General features: G+C 72.3%; 16 protein-coding genes and 1 pseudogene. 8 read left to right on the top strand and 9 right to left on the bottom strand.

What is annotated here, in order from left to right; translation table 11 throughout:
* Position 1 precedes the first annotated feature (1 nt).
* On the bottom strand, positions 2-676 hold the full coding sequence (locus ACP7BI_RS04680) for a response regulator (RefSeq protein ID WP_425844045.1): 675 nt from the start codon (positions 674-676) through the stop codon (positions 2-4).
* Positions 673-2,256: an ATP-binding protein gene (locus tag ACP7BI_RS04675; protein ID WP_425844044.1), complete on the bottom strand. Its 1,584-nt coding sequence runs from the start codon at positions 2,254-2,256 to the stop codon at positions 673-675. The genes ACP7BI_RS04680 and ACP7BI_RS04675 overlap by 4 nt, the downstream gene beginning before the upstream one ends.
* 168 nt (positions 2,257-2,424) lie before the next feature.
* Here ACP7BI_RS04675 and ACP7BI_RS04670 point away from each other — a divergent pair, with 168 nt between their 5' ends.
* From ACP7BI_RS04670 to ACP7BI_RS04655, 4 genes are all read left to right on the top strand, one after another.
* Positions 2,425-3,471 carry a Bug family tripartite tricarboxylate transporter substrate binding protein gene (locus tag ACP7BI_RS04670; RefSeq protein ID WP_425844043.1) on the top strand — a complete coding sequence of 349 codons (1,047 nt, stop codon included), beginning with the start codon at positions 2,425-2,427 and terminating at the stop codon, positions 3,469-3,471.
* Positions 3,468-4,016, top strand: a complete 549-nt coding sequence (locus ACP7BI_RS04665) for a tripartite tricarboxylate transporter TctB family protein (RefSeq protein WP_425844042.1) — start codon at positions 3,468-3,470, stop codon at positions 4,014-4,016. The genes ACP7BI_RS04670 and ACP7BI_RS04665 overlap by 4 nt, the downstream gene beginning before the upstream one ends.
* Positions 4,016-5,680, top strand: coding sequence for a tripartite tricarboxylate transporter permease (locus ACP7BI_RS04660; protein WP_425844041.1), 1,665 nt, complete (start codon positions 4,016-4,018; stop codon positions 5,678-5,680). The genes ACP7BI_RS04665 and ACP7BI_RS04660 overlap by 1 nt, the downstream gene beginning before the upstream one ends.
* 74 nt (positions 5,681-5,754) lie before the next feature.
* Positions 5,755-5,931, top strand: coding sequence for a hypothetical protein (locus tag ACP7BI_RS04655; protein WP_021010806.1), 177 nt, complete (start codon positions 5,755-5,757; stop codon positions 5,929-5,931).
* Between the two features lie 107 nt (positions 5,932-6,038).
* Here ACP7BI_RS04655 and ACP7BI_RS04650 read toward each other — a convergent pair whose 3' ends face one another.
* Positions 6,039-8,417 carry an ATP-dependent helicase gene (locus tag ACP7BI_RS04650; protein ID WP_425844039.1) on the bottom strand — a complete coding sequence of 793 codons (2,379 nt, stop codon included), beginning with the start codon at positions 8,415-8,417 and terminating at the stop codon, positions 6,039-6,041.
* A gap of 128 nt (positions 8,418-8,545) precedes the next feature.
* Between ACP7BI_RS04650 and ACP7BI_RS04645 the strand changes: the two genes are divergently transcribed.
* Positions 8,546-9,067: a DUF421 domain-containing protein gene (locus ACP7BI_RS04645; protein WP_425844037.1), complete on the top strand. Its 522-nt coding sequence runs from the start codon at positions 8,546-8,548 to the stop codon at positions 9,065-9,067.
* Here the strand turns inward: ACP7BI_RS04645 and ACP7BI_RS04640 are convergent.
* The gene (locus ACP7BI_RS04640; protein WP_425844035.1) at positions 9,006-10,031 is read right to left on the bottom strand and encodes a glycerophosphodiester phosphodiesterase family protein; all 1,026 of its coding nucleotides are present in this window, start codon (positions 10,029-10,031) and stop codon (positions 9,006-9,008) included. The two genes, ACP7BI_RS04645 and ACP7BI_RS04640, sit on opposite strands and share 62 nt — an antisense overlap.
* A 106-nt stretch (positions 10,032-10,137) precedes the next feature.
* On the opposite strand from ACP7BI_RS04640, the gene ACP7BI_RS04635 reads away from it, so the two are divergent.
* A complete protein-coding gene (locus ACP7BI_RS04635; RefSeq protein ID WP_425844033.1) occupies positions 10,138-11,121 on the top strand; it encodes a Bax inhibitor-1/YccA family membrane protein in 984 nt (327 codons plus the stop codon).
* A 152-nt stretch (positions 11,122-11,273) separates the two neighbouring features.
* A complete protein-coding gene (locus ACP7BI_RS04630; RefSeq protein ID WP_425844032.1) occupies positions 11,274-12,056 on the top strand; it encodes an acetoin reductase in 783 nt (260 codons plus the stop codon).
* A 48-nt stretch (positions 12,057-12,104) separates the two neighbouring features.
* On the opposite strand, the gene ACP7BI_RS04625 is transcribed toward ACP7BI_RS04630, so the two are convergent.
* The 4 genes from ACP7BI_RS04625 to ACP7BI_RS04610 form a co-directional block, all read right to left on the bottom strand.
* Positions 12,105-12,503: a VOC family protein gene (locus tag ACP7BI_RS04625; protein ID WP_425844031.1), complete on the bottom strand. Its 399-nt coding sequence runs from the start codon at positions 12,501-12,503 to the stop codon at positions 12,105-12,107.
* Between the two features lie 77 nt (positions 12,504-12,580).
* Positions 12,581-13,567: a bile acid:sodium symporter family protein gene (locus ACP7BI_RS04620; RefSeq protein WP_425844030.1), complete on the bottom strand. Its 987-nt coding sequence runs from the start codon at positions 13,565-13,567 to the stop codon at positions 12,581-12,583.
* Positions 13,568-13,649: 82 nt separating this feature from the next.
* Positions 13,650-14,108 (bottom strand): Fe-S cluster assembly sulfur transfer protein SufU, encoded by a 459-nt coding sequence (gene sufU, locus ACP7BI_RS04615; RefSeq protein ID WP_425844029.1) that lies wholly within the window; start codon positions 14,106-14,108, stop codon positions 13,650-13,652.
* Entirely contained in the window at positions 14,105-15,388 is a 1,284-nt protein-coding gene (locus tag ACP7BI_RS04610) for a SufS family cysteine desulfurase (RefSeq protein ID WP_425844077.1), read from the bottom strand. The genes sufU and ACP7BI_RS04610 overlap by 4 nt, the downstream gene beginning before the upstream one ends.
* Positions 15,389-15,432: 44 nt before the next feature.
* Here ACP7BI_RS04610 and ACP7BI_RS04605 point away from each other — a divergent pair.
* A pseudogene (locus ACP7BI_RS04605) lies at positions 15,433-16,068 on the top strand (alpha/beta fold hydrolase); the annotation flags it as partial.
* A 47-nt stretch (positions 16,069-16,115) separates the two neighbouring features.
* Here ACP7BI_RS04605 and ACP7BI_RS04600 read toward each other — a convergent pair.
* Positions 16,116-16,334 carry a hypothetical protein gene (locus ACP7BI_RS04600; protein WP_425844081.1) on the bottom strand — a complete coding sequence of 73 codons (219 nt, stop codon included), beginning with the start codon at positions 16,332-16,334 and terminating at the stop codon, positions 16,116-16,118.
* Between the last annotated feature and the right edge of the window lie 40 nt (positions 16,335-16,374).

Raw genomic sequence — 16,374 nt, 5'->3', positions numbered from 1 at the left:
CTCAGCGGCGCGGGCTGTAGCGCAGCTCGGGCCGTCCCGTGCCCCCGTAGCGCGGGGCGACTTCCGCGCGGCCATCGAGCACGAGCCGCTCGAGGTACCGGCGCGCGCTCACGCGCGACATGCCGAGCAGCTCGGCGAGCTCGGCGGCGCTCACGGTCGCCTCCGCGGCGTCGAGCGCCGCCGCGACGCGCTCGAGCGTGAGCTGCGAGCCGGGCGGCGCGGGGCGCTGCCGGTCGGCCGGCTGCAGCATCGCGTCGACGGCCCGCTGGTCGAGCACCGCGGGCCCGAGCGCCTCGGCCCGCTCGATCTCGGCCCGGATCGCCTCGAGCCGCTCGCGCATGGCCTCGAGGCCGAACGGCTTCACGAGGTAGTGGCGCACGCCGAAGGCGCGCGCGGCGCGCACCGTCTCGAGGTCCCGCGCGGCCGTGACCGCCACGACCTCGCCGGCGAAGCCGCGCGCCCGCGCGACGCGCAGCACCTCGATCCCGGACGCATCCGGCAGGTGCACGTCGAGCAGCACGAGGTCGGGGCGGATGGCCTCGATCGCCTCGAGGGCGTCCCGACCCGTGCCTGCCTGGCCCGCGACCAGGAACGCGCCGTGCCGCTCGATGAACCCGCGCGTGACCATCGCGACCGCTCGATCGTCCTCGACGATCAGTGCTCGCAGCGTCCTCACGCCGGCACCTCGCGGCGCGCGACCGGCAGCGTCGCGGTGAAGCGCGCACCGCCGAGCGGCGATGCCTCGACCGCCGCGCTGCCGCCGAGCCTCTCGACGACGCGGCGGACGAGCGTGAGCCCATAGCCGCGAGCGAGGCCGGCGGCGCGCGGCTTCGTCGACTCCTCGAGGTCGAAGATCGCGAGCCGCCGGCCCTCCGGCACCCCGGGTCCGTCGTCGTCGACGACGATCGTCACGACGCGGCCCGCCTCGGCGTCGACGTCGTCGATCGCGACCTCGACGCGGCCGCCGGCAGCGGCTTCGATCGCGTTGTCGAGCAGGTTGCCGAGCACCGTGACCCAGTCGCTCGCGTCGCCCGCGGGGGCGGCGGGGCGCAGCCTCGACCCGTCGCGCACGACGAGCTCGACCCCGTGCTCGCGCGCCTGCGCCCGCTTCGCCAGCAGCAGCGCCGCGACCTCGAGCTCGAGGATGCCGCTCGCGGGCTCGAGCGCCGCGAGCGCCCCGCCCGCGCCGGCGCGCTCGATCACCTGCATCGCCGCCTCGGTCTCGCCGAGCTCGAGCAGGCCGCCGAGGGTGTGCAGGGTGTTGGCGAACTCGTGCTGCTGCGCACGCAGCGTCTCGGTCATGCCCTGCGCACCGGCGAGGTCGCGCAGCGCCGCGTCCAGCTCGGTGCGGTCGCGCAGGATGAGCACGGTGCCCACGGTGCGGCCGTCGACGACCACCGGGTCGGCACGGGCCACGAGCATCCGCTCGCCCGCGAGCACGAGCTGCTGCTCGCCCGCGTCGGCCAGCAGCAGCTCGAGCTGCGCATCGAGCACCTCGGCGATCGCGACACCGGCGAGGTCGTCGCCCTCGCGGCCGAGCAGGCGGAGCGCCGAGTCGTTGCACAGCGTGATCGTCGCCGAGTCGTCGAGCACGACGAGCCCCTCGCCGATCCCGTGGAGCGTCGCGTTGCGGGTCTCGAGCATCGACTTGATCTCCTCGGGCTCGACGCCGTAGATGCGCTTGCGCACCTGCGCCGCCGCCCAGCCCGCGAGCAGCACGCCGACGACCGCCGCGACGGCGAGGCACAGGCCGAGGATCCAGACGGTGCTGAGCCACTCGGCGTGCAGCTCTGACTCGAGGATGCCCACCGAGACCTGGCCGATGATCTCCCCGTCGGGGCCGAAGACGGGCACCTTCGCCCGCCACGAGGTGCCGAGCGTGCCGGTCTCGGTCGTGGTGACGAGCTCGCCGCTCCTGGCGGCATCGGGCGGAGTCGAGACCACCTCGCCGATCCGCTCGGGGTTGGGGTGCGAGTAGCGGATGCCCTCGACGTTCGAGACCACGACGTAGGTGACATCGGATGCCTCCCGCACCGTCTCGGCGATCGGCTGGATGACGGCGGCGGGGTCGGGATCGTCGAACGCCTCGGTCACCGACGGCAGCTGCGCGACGGAGTAGGCGACCCCGATCATGCGGTCGAGGTAGGCATCGCGGAGCGAGCGCTCCTGCAGCCACGCAGCGGCGACGCCCGAGCCGAGGATGACGACGAGCATGATCGCGCTCTGCAGCAGCACGATCTGCGTGCGCAGCTTCATCGCTCTCCTCACGGCCCCATGGTAGGCGCGATGCCGCGCGGCGGATCGTGACCGAAACGACCGAAACGCACACATCGACCACAACGCGACGCAGCGCATCCGGCCCGGTTAGCGTCCTGGCAGATCGTGACCCGGCATGGCGCCGGGCGCTCAAGGAGGAGACGGTCCATGCACCCCAGCACCGCGCGCAGCACGCGCTTCTCGACCATCGTCCGAGTCGGCATCGCGGGGACTGCGATGCTCGCCCTCGCGGCCTGCTCGTCGGGCGGCGGTGCCCCCGCGGGCAGCGCGCCCGCCGGCGACGGCGAGGCCGCGGCCATCACCGCCGTGAACGTCATCGCGCCCGCCGACCCCGGCGGCGGCTGGGATCAGACCGCCCGCGCGATCTCGCAGGTGCTCACCGACACCGACCTCGTCGGCTCGGCTCCGGTCGAGAACATCGGCGGCGCCGGCGGCACGGTCGGCCTCGCGAGCCTCGCGACCGAGACCGACCCGAACACGCTCATGATCACGGGCTCGGTCATGGTCGGCGCGGTCGAGACGAACGCCTCGGACACACGCATCGAGGACACGACGCCGATCGCGAAGCTCACCGAGGAGCCGCTCGTCATCGTCGTGCCGGCCGACTCGCCCTACGAGTCGCTGCAGGACCTCGTCGACGCGGTGGTCGAGGAGGGCCAGGGCATCGCCGTCACGGGCGGCTCGGCAGGCGGCATCGACCACATCCTCGCGGGCCTGCTGCTCACCGAGGGCGGCGTCGACGCCGCCGACGTGCCCTCGACGCTCAACTACATCGCCAACTCCGGCGGAGGCGAGGCGCTCACGATGCTGCTCGGCGGCACCGTGCAGGCCGGCATCTCCGGCGTCGGCGAGTTCTCCGAGTCGGTGCTCTCGGGCGACCTCCGCGCGCTCGCCGTCTCGAGCGCCGAGCCCGCCGAGGCGCTCCCCGACGTGCCGACCATCCAGGACGAGGGCATCGACGTGGCGGTGACCAACTGGCGCGGCGTCATCGCGCCGGGCGACATCACCGAGGCGGAGCGCACGGCGCTCGTCGACCTCGTCACCGAGCTGCACGAGCAGGACGCCTGGACCGAGATCCTCTCGACCAACGGGTGGACGGATGCGTTCCTCCCGGGCGACGAGTTCGACGCGTTCCTCGCCGACGACATCACGCAGACGCAGGAGACCCTCCGCACGATCGGGCTCATCGAATGAGCCCCGCGACGTCCGCCGGCGCGACCTCCTCGGGCGCGTCGGCGGCGTCGCGCTCCGCCCGGATCGAGGCGATGGCGTTCGTCGGACTCATCGCGCTCCTCTCGATCGCCGTGCTCATCGCGACCACGACCATCCGCGAGCCTCCGGGCTCCACCAACACCCTCGGCGCTCGCGTCGTCCCCTACGCCGTCGGCGGGCTCATGCTCGTCAGCGCGATCGCCGTGCTCGTCGGCCAGCTGCGGGGCCGCTTCGGCCACGCGGAGGAGGGCGAGGACATCGACCTCGAGCACGGCACCTCGTGGGGCTCGACGGGCGTCGTCGTGCTGAGCTTCCTCTCGCTCATGCTCACGATCCCCCACCTCGGGTGGCCGCTCGGCGTCACCATCCTCTTCACCGGCGCATCGCTCGCCCTCGGCGCGAAGCGCTGGTGGGTCGCCGCGCTCATCGGGCTCGCGCTCGGCGTCATCACGCAAGTCGTGTTCGGCACGCTGCTCGGCCTCTCGCTCCCGGCGACCGGCACCCTGACCTCCTGGATCGGTCTCTGATGGACACCTGGACCCTGCTGCTCGAGGGCTTCGCGACCGCGCTGCAGCCGATCTACCTGCTGTGGGCGCTGCTCGGCGTGCTGCTCGGCACCGCCGTCGGCGTGCTCCCCGGGATCGGCCCCGCGATGACCGTCGCGCTGCTGCTGCCGATCACGTACTCGCTCGAGCCCACCGCGGCGTTCATCGTCTTCGCCGGCATCTACTACGGCGGCATGTACGGCGGGTCGACGACCTCGATCCTGCTGAACACGCCCGGCGAGTCGGCCTCGATCGTCACGGCGCTCGAGGGCAACCGCATGGCGCGCGCCGGCCGCGGCGCCGCCGCGCTCGCGACCGCGGCGATCGGCTCGTTCGTCGCCGGCACCATCGCCACGGTGCTGCTGACGCTGCTCGCTCCCGTGGTGGCGCGCTTCGCCGTGAGCCTCGGCCCGGCCGACTACTTCGCGCTCATGGTGATCGCGTTCCTCACGGTCGGCGCGCTGCTCGGCGACAGCGCGTGGCGCGGCATGGTGTCGCTCTCGATCGGGCTCTTCATCGGCCTCATCGGCGTCGACACGCTCACCGGGCAGGCGCGGTTCACGCTCGGCATCCCGCAGCTCGGCGACGGCATCGACGTCGTGCTCGTGGCGGTCGGCCTCTTCGCCCTCGGCGAGGCGCTCTACGTCGGCTCGCGGCTGCGGAACGGCGAGATCCCGATCATCCCCATCACGCGCGGCTGGCGCACCTGGATGCGCCGCTCCGACTGGGCGCGCTCGTGGAAGCCGTGGCTCCGCGGCGCGGGCATCGGCTTCCCGATCGGCTCCATTCCTGCCGGCGGCGCCGACGTCGCGACCTTCCTCTCCTACGCGACCGAGCGCAGCCTCGCGAAGCCCGAGTACCGCAAGCAGTTCGGCAAGGGCGCGATCGAGGGCGTCGCGGGGCCGGAGTCGGCGAACAACGCCGCCGCCGCGGGCGTGCTCGTGCCGCTGCTGACGCTCGGCATCCCGACGACCGCGACGGCCGCGATCATCCTGAGCGCGTTCCAGAGCTACGGCATCCAGCCGGGACCGCGGCTGTTCGACACGCAGCCGGCGCTCGTGTGGGCGCTCATCGCGAGCCTCTACATCGGCAACACCCTCCTGCTCGTGCTCAACCTGCCGCTCGTCGGCATCTGGGTGAAGCTGCTGCAGATCCCGCGGCCCTACCTGTACGCGGGCATCCTGGTCTTCGCGGGACTCGGCGCGTACGCGGCGAACTTCACCGTGTTCGACATCGGGGTGCTGCTCGTGCTCGGCGTGCTCGGCTTCTTCATGCGACGCCTCGGCTTCCCCATCGCGCCGCTCGTGGTCGGCGCGATCCTCGGGCCGATGGCCGAGGAGCAGCTGCGCAAGGCGATGCAGATCGGGCAGGGCGACCCGTCCTACCTCGTGCAGAGCCCGTTCTCGATCGTCGCCTACGTCGCGATGGCGCTCATCATCGTGCTCGCGCTGTGGCTCAAGCGCCGCCGCGCTCGCTTCGAGGCGGCCCTGCCCGCGGCCGACACGACGGCCATCGCGGCGATCGACGAGGAGATCGAGTCGCGCGAACCGCACCCGCAGCCCGACCGCGGTCGCCTCTCGACGACCGCGCTGCCGAAGGTCGAGCGACCGCGCCCGGACCGCCGCGAGGGCGACGACCGCGACTGAGTCGCACCACCACACGACGGATGCCGTCCCGGACACGCCGGGACGGCATCCGTCATCCGTGGCAGGCTTGGCACATGCAGGAGCAGAGCCGCGAGCAGGACCGGGTGCCGCCGGAGCTCGACCCCTACTTCGAGCGCTTCGACGACGACCGGCCGCCGCGCACGATGGCGCGCCGCTTCCGGCCGATCATCGTCGGCGGCGCGGCGCTCACGCTCGTCGCGATGGTGCTGCTCGTCACGCAGTCGCTCTAGCCCCGCCCACCGCTCATCGAGTAGGGCCGCAGGCCCGTATCGAGTTGGGAGCGGCTGGTCTCGATGCGCTGGCTCCGCCGGCTCCTCGACCGACGGTGCAGCGGCGATCAGCCGAGCTTCTCGATCGGCGCGATCTTCACGAGCAGCCGCTTGCGGCCGGCCCCGTCGAAGAGCACCTCGGCGACGCGCTTCTTGTCAGCGCCGGTGATCGCCTGCACGCGGCCCTCGCCGAAGTCCTTGTGGCGGATGCGGTCGCCGGGCGCGAGCTCCATGCCGCTGTTGTCGCGCACCTCGGTGATCGTGTTGGCGAACTCCCGCTTCGGGCCCTTCGGCAGCGCCGCAGGCTCGCGGAAGCCCGTCACGAACGACTCGCGCGGCTCGTCGCGCCAGCGGCCGACGGCACGCTGCGACGAGGCCTGCCGCACCGTCACCGGCGCGGTGCGCCAGTCGATCAGGTCGGCCGGGATCTCCTCGAGGAAGCGGCTCGGCACGGCGGGGTTGACCTCGCCGAACTGCGCGCGCGTCATGGCGAGCGAGAGGTGCAGGCGGTGGCGGGCGCGCGTGATGCCGACGTAGAACAGTCGCCGCTCCTCGGCTGGCCCGCCCGGCTCGTTCGCCGAGATGCGGTGCGGCAGCAGCTCCTCCTCGACGCCAGTGATGAACACCGCGTCGAACTCGAGGCCCTTCGCGGTGTGCAGCGTCATGAGCGAGACCTGCCCGCCGGAGTCGTCGAGCTCGTCGGCGGCGGCGACGAGCGCGGTCTCGGTGAGGAAGTCGACGAGGTTGCCGGTGGGGTTCTGCCGCCGGAACTCGCGCGTCACCGCGATGAGCTCCTCGACGTTCTCGAGCCGCGCCGCGTCCTGCGGGTCGGGCGAGCGGCGCAGCTGATCGGTGTAGCCCGAGCGGCTCATGAGGTCGCGCAGCACCTCGCCGGGATCGGCCTCGGGCCGGTCGCTCCACTCGTCGAGCAGCGCCGCGAGGTCCTTGATCGCCGCGGCCACCTTCGGGCCGAGGGCGATCTCGTCGACGCGACGCATCGCATCCCGCAGCGTGATCTGCCGCTCGTCGGCGAAGGCTTGCAGCGCCGCCTCGGTGGCCGGGCCGATGCCGCGCCGCGGCACGTTCATGATGCGGCGCAGGCTCAGCGAGTCGGCGGGGTTCGCGACCGTGATGAGGTACGCCATCGCGTCCTTGATCTCGGCGCGCTCGTAGAACTTCGTGCCGCCGATCACCCGGTACGGGATCGCGGTGCGGATGAGCACCTCTTCGAGCGCTCGCGTCTGCGCGTTGGTGCGGTAGAAGACGGCGATGTCGCTGTAGGCCATGCCGCCGGAGGTGAGCTCGACGATCTCATCGGCGACGAACTGCGCCTCGTCGTGGCCGGAGTAGCCGGTGAAGCCGACGATCTTCGCGCCGTCGCCCGAGTCGGTCCAGAGCCGCTTCTCGCGCCGGTCGAAGTTGTTGCCGATCACGGCGTTCGCGGCCGAGAGGATGTTCTGCGTCGAGCGGTAGTTCTGCTCGAGCATGATGACGCGGGCACCGGCGAAGTCGCGCTCGAAGTCGGTGATGTTGCGGATATCGGCGCCCCGGAAGGCGTAGATCGACTGGTCCGAGTCGCCCACGACCGTGAGGGACGCCCCGGGCAGGTCGGCGCGGAGGTCGGGCAGGTCGGCGCGCGTGACGGGCTGCGTGAGCTCGCGGATGAGCGCGTACTGCGCCGCGTTCGTGTCCTGGTACTCGTCGACGAGGATGTGGCGGAAGCGCTTGCGGTACTGCGCGGCGACGTGCGGGAACGCGCGCAGCAGGAAGACGGTCTGCGAGATGAGGTCGTCGAAGTCGAACGCGTTCGCGCGCCGCAGCTCGTTGTCGTAGTCGCGCCACAGCTCGAGGAAGGCGGCGTCGAGCGGGTTCTCGAGGTTCGCGGTGCGCGCCCACGAGTCGACGTCGTGCAGCTCGTTCTTCGCCTTCGAGATGCGCGCGGCGACGCCGCCGGGCGTGAGCCCCTGGATGTCGGCGCCGCGCTCCTTGATGAGCCGCTTGACGAGCGCGCGCACGTCCCCGGAGTCGTAGATCGTGAACGACTGCTTGAAGCCGAACTCCTCGGCCTCGCGGCGCAGGATGCGCACGCACGCGGAGTGGAACGTCGAGATCCACATGCCGCGCGACTCCTCGCCGATGAGGCGCTCGACGCGCTCGCGCATCTCGGCGGCAGCCTTGTTCGTGAAGGTGATCGCGAGGATCTGGCTCGGCCACGCCTCGCGGGTCGCGAGCAGCCCGGCGACGCGGTGCGTCAGCACGCGCGTCTTGCCGGAGCCGGCGCCGGCGACGATCAGCAGCGCGGGCCCGCGGTGCTCGACCGCCTCGCGCTGCGGCGGGTTCAGCCCCTCGAGCAGCTCCTCGGGGATCGTCTCACCGCGCGGTCCGAGGGGCGTCGGCCGCTGCACTTCACCGAAGCCGTCGTCCCCCAGGCCCCACAGATCCGTCATGTCCCCTCCAGTCTACGAGCCAGGGGTGACACGGCCGACGGTGGTGACGCATCCGCCGTGGGATGCCGCACCGCCGGCTGTGACCTCGCGCGGCTAGGGTGACCGCACGCTCACGGGAGGGAAGCGCGATGCCGGAATGGGGAGAGGTCTTCGGCCTGACGGTGCCGGTGCTCGAGAACGTGGTGCGGGGCACCGTGATGTTCCTCGCGCTCACGCTGCTCATGCGCGTCGTCGGGCAGCGGGAGTCGGGCGGGCTCGGCATCACCGACATCCTCATCGTCGTGCTCGTCGCCGACGCGGCGGGCGCCGGGCTGCGCGGCGACGCTGCCTCGATCGGCGACAGCCTCGTGCTCGTCGGCACGATCCTGTTCTGGAGCGTCGCGCTCGACGCGGTCGGCTACCGCTGGCCCGCGCTCGGGCGGCTCCTCAAGGCGCGGCCGAAACCGCTCATCGAGGACGGCCGGCTCAACCGGCGAGCGCTCAGGCGCGAGTTCATGAGCCACGAGGAGCTCGAGTCGCAGCTGCGGCTGCACGGCCTCTCCGACGTCTCGCAGGTCAAGCGCGCGTGGCTCGAGCCGAACGGCATGATCAGCGTGCTGCCGGTCGACCACGAGCCGTCGGAGGAGCCGCCGGGTCGACCCGAGATGTGAGGCGGCGCCACAGGTCCGGGTGGTCGACGAAGACCGCCTCGAGCCCGAGCGCCGCGAGCATTCCCCACTCGGTCGTCCAGTCGCCCCACGCCGCATCGTGCTCGCCGAGCCGGTGCTCGGGCTCGAGGAACGCGTTCTCGGGCCGGAGCGTCCAGGTGATCGTGCCGAGCCCGGCCTCGCGCGCCCGCTCGACCAGGTCGCTCGTCCGGAGCCGGTCGCCGTCGCGCTCGAACAGCACCGACTTCGCGACGCTGATCGCGTCGACGCGGCTCGCGAGCGCCGCGAGCGCCGCGTCCTCGCGCTGCTCGGCGTAGGTCTGGGCGGATGCGTCGCCGCCGGCCACGAGGTCGGCGGCGGTGCCGTCGTGGTCCATGAGGTAGACGAGCCGCGCCTCGACGCCGCGCTCCCGCACCGCGTGCAGCACCGACTCCTCGAAGGACTCGACCACGAGCACCCCCGGCGCCTGCCAGCGGGTGCCGCGCACCGCATCCGCCACGAGCTCGTCGAGCGGCAGGCCGAGCGCGGCGTGGTGGGTGGCGTGCTTGAGCTCGGCGACGACGCCGAGGCCCGTCTCGTCGGCGATCGCGAGCAGCTCGTCGAAGCGCAGCACGCGGTCGCGGCCATCGAGCCGCGCTCCGAGGGGGCGCAGGTGCGGCAGCCGCTCGCGAGCGCGCAGCGTCGCGACCTCTGCCCAGGTGAAGTCCTCGACGAACCAGCCCTCGAGCTCGTGACCGTCGATCGACTGTGCGCGACGGCGGTCAGCGAACTCCGGTCGGGCGGCGACGTCGGTCGTCTCGCCCAGCTCGTTGTCGTGCCGCACGACGAGCACGCCATCGCGGGTCGCGACGAGGTCGGGCTCGACCGCATCGGCGCCGAGCTCGGCGGCCAGGCGGACGGCCGTCTCGGTGTGCTCGGGCGCCCAGCCGGAGGCGCCGCGGTGGGCGATGAGCGCGGTCGGCTGCATGCGCTCAGGCTATGCGCCGTCTGCCTTGGGCGAACGAGCCGTGCGACACAGCGAAATCCTGGCTCGTTTCGCTACGCTGAGCGCGACCGCCCTTGGAGGCGGCCGCATGCACTCGACAGGAGCAACACCCTTGGCAGGCAACCCCGCGTTCCGCAACTCGCCCGCGTTCACCGAGAACTCGCAGCGCGCGGCCCAGGCCATCCCCGGTGGCCAGGCCCCGTACGGCCAGGCGCCCTACGGACAGGCACCGTACGGCCAGCAGCAGTTCGGCGGCGCGCCCTACGGCCAGCAGCAGCAGTACGGCACGCCGTACGGCCAGCAGCCGATCCCGTCGCCCGAGCAGCTCAACCAGCAGTTCAACGCGCCCTCGGCCGGCCCGCTCGAGACCGAGCGGCTCACCTACGACGGCGTCATCACGAAGACGGCGCTGACGCTCGGCGTCACGGCGATCGGCTTCATCATCACGCTGGGGATGCTCTTCCTCACAGGGCCCACGCCGCTCTTCTACGCGCTCACGTGGGGCGGGGCGATCGTGGGCTTCGTGCTCGCACTCGTCAACATCTTCAAGAAGGAGCCGAGCCCCGCGCTCGTGCTCGCCTACGCCGCCGCGCAGGGCCTCTTCCTCGGCGGCTTCTCGGCGACGGTCGAGTTCGGCATGAACCTGCCGGGCGTGATCTTCCAGGCGCTGCTCGCGACCGCGTGCGTGTTCGGCGTGACACTCGCCGGCTACGCGTTCCGCGTCTTCCGCACGTCGCCGAAGCTCAACAAGATCTTCTTCATCGTGATCATCGGCTACGGCCTGTTCTCGCTCGTGAACTTCGTGCTCATGCTCACGGGCGTCAACCAGGACCCGTGGGGCCTGCGGTCGCAGGAGATCTTCGGCATCCCGCTCGGCGTGCTGCTCGGCGGCCTCGCGGTGCTCCTCGGCGCCTACTCGCTCGTCATGGACTTCGAGGGCATCGAGCTCGGCGTGAAGCGCGGCGTGCACAAGAAGTACGGCTGGTCGGCGGCGTTCGGCCTGGTCATGACGATCATCTGGCTCTACGTCGAGATCCTGCGGATCCTCGCGATCCTGCGCAGCAACAACTAGCGCGCTGCGTGCAGCAGCACGAAGGCCCCGGCAGATGCCGGGGCCTTCGTCGTCTCGCCGTCCCGACCGAGCCTGGCAATCGCCGCAATGCGCGGGCTCCGGCTCCGCCGTAGCGTCGGAGGACATCCACGCAACACCACGGGAGGAACATCATGGCCATCGACGGCAAGGTCGCCTTCGTCACCGGAGCGGCGCAGGGCATCGGGCAAGCGATCGCGAAGCGGCTGGCGCACGACGGCGCCGACGTCGCGCTCCTGGATCTGCGAGAGGACTCGCTGCATGAGACGAAGGAGCTCGTGGAGGCCGCCGGCCGGCGCGCGATCACCATCGGCGGCGACGTCTCCGACAAGTCGAGTCTCGAGGCGGCGGTGAACCGCGCGGCGGACGAGCTCGGCGGCTTCGACATCATGATCAACAACGCCGGGATCGCGGGACCCATCACCCCCGTGCGCGGCATCACCGAGCAGGACTTCGACCGGGTGTTCAGCATCAACGTCAAGGGCGTGCTGTTCGGCATCCAGGTGGCCGCCGCCAAGCTCGAGGAGCTCGGGCACGGCGGCAAGATCATCGCCGCGACCTCGATCGCCGCGCACGAGTCGTTCCCGATGCTCGGCCTGTACTCGTCGAGCAAGTTCGCGGTGCGCGCGCTCGTGCAGGCGGCGGCGCAGGAGCTCGCGACGCTCGGCATCACGGTGAACGGCTACTCCCCCGGCATCGTCGGCACCGGCATGTGGGAGGAGATCGATCGCGGCTTCGCCGAGCTCACGGGCGCCGAGGTCGGCGCGACCTACGAGAAGTACGTCGAGGGCATCACCCTCGGTCGCGCATCCACGCCCGAGGACGTCGCGAGCTTCGTGTCCTACCTCGCGGGCCCGGACTCCGACTACATGACCGGGCAGACCCCGCTCATCGACGGCGGCATGGTCTACCGCTGAGCCGCTCGGTCGCCGCGGGGCGCGATGCACGGCGCTCCGCGGCGAGCGTCACATGTCGCGACTCGAGAGCACGCAGAACTCGTTGCCGTCGATGTCGGCGAGCACGGTCCACGGCACGTCGGGCCCCTGCCCGATGTCGATGCGCCGGGCGCCGAGCGCCTCGAGCCGCGCGATCTCGGCGTCCCGGTCATCGCTCGTGTGCGGTGCGAGATCCATGTGCAGGCGGTTCTTCGTCGTCTTCTCGTGATCGACGCGCACGAACACGAGCCCGGGCGGGAACTGGTGGAAGGTCAGCTTCGCGCCGATCTCCCGCGCGTGCTTCGGGATGACGACCACCTCGTCGTCGGTGTCGTGGATGACCTCCCAGTCGAGCGCCTCGCGCCACCAGGCGCCGAGCCTCCTCGGGTCGGTCGACTCGATCACGTTCGAATACCAGCGCAGCGCCATCGCAGCTCCTCTCGGTCGGTGCTGGGAAGCGTACGCCCCGCCGCCCACGAGGGGCGAGGGGCGCGTCCGCGGTCCGGTCAGCTCGCGACAGGCTGGTCCTCGGGCGCATCGACGCGCGCGTCATCCTTCGGCGGGCGCCGCGACCAGAACGAGGCGAGCAGCGAGCCCGAGACGTTGTGCCACACCGAGAAGATGGCCGCCGGCAGCGCCGACTCCGGCGAGAAGTGCGTCTTGGCGAGGCCCGCGGCGAGACCGGAGTTCTGCATACCCACCTCGATCGCCACCGCCCGGCGGGCGCTCTCGTCGAGGCCGACGGCCTTCGCGGCGAGGAACCCGAGGCCGTAGCCGACGCCGTTGTGGAGGATGACGACGAGCGCGACGAGCAGGCCGACCGAGAGGATCGTGGCGGCGGAGCCGGCGACGACCGCGAGCACGACGAGCGTGATGCCGGTGACCGACACGAGCGGCAGCCAAGGCAGGATCGCCTGCACGACCCTCGGCAGCAGGATGCGCAGCAGCACGCCCGCGATCACGGGCAGCAGCACGATGAAGATGATCGACTGGAACAGGCCCCACGCGTCGACCGGCAGGTATGAGCCGGCGAGCCACAGCACGAGCAGCGGCGTGAGCACCGGCGCGAGCAGCGTCGACGCGGTCGTCATCGCGACCGAGAGCGCCGTGTCGCCCTTCGCGAGGTAGACCATGACGTTCGAGGCCGTGCCGCCCGGCGCGGAGCCGACGAGCACGACGCCCACGAGCAGCTCGGGCGGGAGCTGGAACGCGAGCGCGAGGCCGATCGCCGCGAGCGGCATGATGACGTACTGCGCGATGACGCCGACGACGAAGGCCTTGGGCTTCTTCGCGATGACGGTGAAGTCGACCGGCTTCAGCGTCAGCCCCATGCCGAGCATGATGATGCCGAGCAGCGTGTTGATCCACGGCCCGATCGGCAGGAACACCTGCGGGACGACGATCGCGACGGCCGCCGCGGCGAGCACGACGAGCGGGAACCAAGTGCCGGCGACGCGGCCGATCCGCTCGCCGACGGGCGTGGTGCTGGACATGTCAGACCTCCTGAGGGAATGCCTTCATCCCATCACAGCCGGCATGCCGGGCCGCGCCCTGTGACGCCCGGTGTCGCGCCGCTCAGCGGGCGTCGAGCTCGTCGAGCGCCTCCTCGAGCGCGACCCACGCGAGCATCGCGCACTTCACCCGCATCGGGAACTTCGCGACGCCGGCGAAGGCGACGGCGTCGCCGAGCAGCGCCTCGTCGGGCTCGATCGAGCCGCGCGAGCGCAGCAGCTCGCGGAGCGCCTCGATGCGCGACCGCGCATCGGCGGCCGTCAGGCCGGGCACGTCCTCCGCGAGCACGGAGGCGGAGGCCTGCGAGATCGAGCATCCCTGCCCCTCCCAGCCGACTGCATCCACCGCGTCACCCGAGAGCCGCACGCGCAGCCGGATCTCGTCGCCGCACGTGGGGTTCCGCAGGAAGCGCTCCGCGTCGGCGGGATCGAGGAGCCCCTCCCCCGAGCGGCGCTTCGCGTGCTCGAGGATGAGCTCCTGGTAGAGGCCGGCGAGCGGGTCGCGCGACGCCTGCCCGCTCATCGGCCGGCCCCGAAGTAGGAGCGCACGCTCGAGAGCACGTCGAGGAACCGGTCGACCTCGGCCTCGGTCGTCGTGAGGTACGTGGATGCGCGGGTCGTCGCGGCGACGCCGAGGCGGCGGTGGAGGGGCTGGGCGCAGTGGTGGCCGACGCGCGCGGCGATGCCGGCGGCGTCGAGCACCTGGCCGACGTCGTGGGCGTGCACGCCGTCGACGATGACGCTCGCGAGGCCGGCGCGCTCGCTGCCGGGGCGCGGACCGACGAGCCGGACGCCGTCGATCGAGGCGGCGCCGGCGGCGAGCCGCTCGCCGAGCGCGACCTCGTGCCGCTCGATCGCGCGCATCCCGACCGCCTCGAGGTAGTCGACCGCGGCGGCCAGGCCGACGATCGCGCCGACCGGCTGCGTGCCCGCCTCGAATCGCTGCGGCGCCGGGAGGTAGTCTCGCTCGGTCATCGTGACCGTCGTGATCATCGAGCCGCCGACGCGCGCGGGCGGCAGCGCGGCGCCGAGCTGCGCCCTCAGGTAGAGCACACCGACACCGCCGGGGCCGAGCATCTTGTGGCTCGAGAACGCCGCCGCGTCGACGCCGAGCGCGCGGAGGTCGACGGGCCGGTGCGGCACCGACTGGCACGCGTCGAGCACGACGAGCGCGCCGACCGCGTGGGCGGCCCGGGCGATCGCCTCGACGGGCGCGATGAGCCCCGTGACGTTCGAGACGTGCGCGATCGCGACGACCCGCGTGCGCTCGGTGATCGCCGCGAGCGCGTCGTCGAGCGTCCAGACCCCGTCGTCGTCGACCTCGATCCAGCGCAGCGTCGCACCGGTCTCGTCGGCGAGGCGCTGCCACGGCAGCAGGTTCGCGTGGTGCTCCGCCTCGGTGACGAGGATCTCGTCCCCCTCGCGGATGCGGAGGGCCGGGTCGGTCGCGCCGGCCCGGTTGGCCTCGGCGAGCGAGAGCGCGACGGTGTTGAGCGCATCCGTCGCGTTCATCGCCCAGGAGATCTCGGTCGGCTTCGCACCGACGAAGCGCGCGATGCGCTCGCGCGCGAGCTCGTAGTCGTCGGTCGCGAGCGCCGCGAGGGTGTGGGCGCCGCGGTGCACGGCGGCGTTCCGCTGGGTGCGGAACGTCCACTCGGCCTCGAGCACCTGCCGCGGCTGCTGGCTCGTCGCGCCGGAGTCGAGGTAGACGAGCGGCACGCCGGCGGGCTGCTCCGCGAGGATCGGGAAGTCGGCGCGCAGCAGCGCGATCCGCTCCTCGCTCAGGGTCGCCTCGGCACTCATCGTCGTCACCCACCCAGGGTAGTAGCCGACCCTGTCGGCCCCATATGCGCGACTGTCAGCCAGACGCTCCCCGGCGTAGCGTGGCGACCGTGGAGACGCTCCGCGTGGGTGCCGTCGAGATCGCGTCCGAGCGGGTCGGCGCCGGGCCGCCGCTCGTGCTCGCGCACGGCGCGGGCGACGACAGTCGCGCGTGGGGCCCGCAGCTCGAGCGCCTCTCGAGCGACTGCACCGTCATCGCGTGGGACGAGCCCGGGCACGGCCGCTCCTCCGACGTGCCGGAGGGCTTCGGGCTCGACGACTACGCCGACTGCCTCGCCGCGCTCGTCGAGACGGCGGGCGGGCGGGCGATCGTCGGCGGCATCTCCTGGGGCGGCACCATCGCGCTCGAGCTGCACCGCAGGCATCCGCATCTCGTGCGAGCCCTCATCCTCGCCGACACCTACGCGGGCTGGCGCGGCTCGCTGCCGCCGGTGGAGCTGCGCGACCGCGTCGCCGCAGCGACTCGGCAGCTCGATGCCGCCGACTCGGGCGCGCTCGAGCTGCCGCCCGGTCTGTTCGCGGCCGACCCGCCCGCCGAGACCGCCCGGCTCGTGCGCGCGATGGCGGTCGCCGCCCGGCCGCATGCGCTGCGCCAGCAGCTCCGCGCGATGGCCGAGGCCGACCTCCGCGACGAGCTGCCCCGCATCGCGGTGCCGACGCTGCTTGTCTGGGGCGCGCTCGACGAGCGTCACCGCTCCGCATCGCGCACACGTTCGCGCTCGCGATCCCCGGGGCGCAGCTGGTCGTGCTCGAGGACTGCGGTCACCTCAGCAACCTCGAGCGACCCTCCGGCCTCCATCATCGCCTCGTTGTACTTCCCCATCCGCTCGAGGACCTCTTCGAAGGGGATCTCCTCATACGCGTCGACCGCTTCGTCGTTCGCGCGCATGATGAGCATGTACTGCATGGTCCACTCCTCGTCCCGGTGGGTCGGTCTCGACCCTCTC

This window comes from Agrococcus sp. TSP3-2-1 (assembly GCF_049897585.1).
In the GTDB taxonomy this organism is placed as follows: domain Bacteria; phylum Actinomycetota; class Actinomycetes; order Actinomycetales; family Microbacteriaceae; genus Agrococcus.
The sequence above is the reverse complement of the archived record's forward strand: the minus strand, read 5'-3'. Positions and strand labels throughout refer to the sequence as shown.

Excerpts from the sequence above, each read along its gene's own strand:
- ACP7BI_RS04675 (WP_425844044.1), bottom strand. The coding sequence starts at position 2,256 with ATGAAGCTGCGCACGCAGATCGTGCTGCTGCAGAGCGCGATCATGCTC.
- ACP7BI_RS04670 (WP_425844043.1), top strand. The coding sequence starts at position 2,425 with ATGCACCCCAGCACCGCGCGCAGCACGCGCTTCTCGACCATCGTCCGA.
- ACP7BI_RS04665 (WP_425844042.1), top strand. The coding sequence starts at position 3,468 with ATGAGCCCCGCGACGTCCGCCGGCGCGACCTCCTCGGGCGCGTCGGCG.
- ACP7BI_RS04660 (WP_425844041.1), top strand. The coding sequence starts at position 4,016 with ATGGACACCTGGACCCTGCTGCTCGAGGGCTTCGCGACCGCGCTGCAG.
- ACP7BI_RS04655 (WP_021010806.1), top strand. The coding sequence starts at position 5,755 with ATGCAGGAGCAGAGCCGCGAGCAGGACCGGGTGCCGCCGGAGCTCGAC.
- ACP7BI_RS04650 (WP_425844039.1), bottom strand. The coding sequence starts at position 8,417 with ATGACGGATCTGTGGGGCCTGGGGGACGACGGCTTCGGTGAAGTGCAG.
- ACP7BI_RS04645 (WP_425844037.1), top strand. The coding sequence starts at position 8,546 with ATGCCGGAATGGGGAGAGGTCTTCGGCCTGACGGTGCCGGTGCTCGAG.
- ACP7BI_RS04640 (WP_425844035.1), bottom strand. The coding sequence starts at position 10,031 with ATGCAGCCGACCGCGCTCATCGCCCACCGCGGCGCCTCCGGCTGGGCG.
- ACP7BI_RS04635 (WP_425844033.1), top strand. The coding sequence starts at position 10,138 with ATGCACTCGACAGGAGCAACACCCTTGGCAGGCAACCCCGCGTTCCGC.
- ACP7BI_RS04630 (WP_425844032.1), top strand. The coding sequence starts at position 11,274 with ATGGCCATCGACGGCAAGGTCGCCTTCGTCACCGGAGCGGCGCAGGGC.
- ACP7BI_RS04625 (WP_425844031.1), bottom strand. The coding sequence starts at position 12,503 with ATGGCGCTGCGCTGGTATTCGAACGTGATCGAGTCGACCGACCCGAGG.
- ACP7BI_RS04620 (WP_425844030.1), bottom strand. The coding sequence starts at position 13,567 with ATGTCCAGCACCACGCCCGTCGGCGAGCGGATCGGCCGCGTCGCCGGC.
- sufU (WP_425844029.1), bottom strand. The coding sequence starts at position 14,108 with ATGAGCGGGCAGGCGTCGCGCGACCCGCTCGCCGGCCTCTACCAGGAG.
- ACP7BI_RS04610 (WP_425844077.1), bottom strand. The coding sequence starts at position 15,388 with ATGAGTGCCGAGGCGACCCTGAGCGAGGAGCGGATCGCGCTGCTGCGC.
- ACP7BI_RS04600 (WP_425844081.1), bottom strand. The coding sequence starts at position 16,334 with ATGCAGTACATGCTCATCATGCGCGCGAACGACGAAGCGGTCGACGCG.